1 protein-coding gene is annotated in these 666 nt (G+C 60.1%); it reads right to left on the bottom strand.

What is annotated here, in order from left to right; translation table 11 throughout:
* Window positions 1-666: hypothetical protein (locus JWR98_RS28545; protein WP_205491837.1), on the bottom strand; the 666-nt coding region annotated here is incomplete at both ends.

Genomic DNA, 666 nt, shown 5'->3' on the forward strand with positions numbered 1-666 from the left:
TCGTCGCCAACGGTGAAGGAGCCGGCGACGGTGTCTTTACTGACGGTGTCTTCGACCAACGGGTTGGCAACCACTTCGATGGTTGGCAGGTCGTTGACCAGGGTGACATCCGGGGTAGCGGCGGCGTTGGCGCTGCCTTTATCGGTGTCGGTGACGGTCAGGTCGAACGCAGGCAGCTTGTTGCCTGCGTTGACGAAGTCGGCACCGGCTTGGGTCAGGACGACGTTGTTGCCGGAGATGGCGTAGTAGCCGTCTTTGTTGCTGTCGCCGGTGAATGTGACAACCAGATTCGCAACGGGGGTTTCTTCATCGCCAACGGTGAAGGAACCGGCGATGGTGTCTTTGCTGACGGTGTCTTCGACCAGCGGGTTGGCAACCACTTCGATGGTTGGCAGGTCGTTGACCAGGGTGACATCCGGGGTAGCAGCGGCGTTGGCGCTGCCTTTATCGGTGTCGGTCACGGTCAGGTCGAACGCAGGCAGTTTGTTGCCCGCGTTAACGAAGTCGGCACCGGCTTGAGTCAGGACCACGTTGTTGCCGGAGATGGCGTAGTAGCCGTCTTTGTTGCTGTCGCCGGTGAAGGTGACAACCAGGTTGGCAACTGGGGTTTCTTCGTCGCCAACGGTGAAGGAGCCGGCAATGGTGCCTTTGCTGACGGTGTCTTCG

It is taken from the genome of Pseudomonas lactucae (genome assembly GCF_016937615.1).
In the GTDB taxonomy this organism is placed as follows: Bacteria; Pseudomonadota; Gammaproteobacteria; order Pseudomonadales; family Pseudomonadaceae; genus Aquipseudomonas; species Aquipseudomonas lactucae.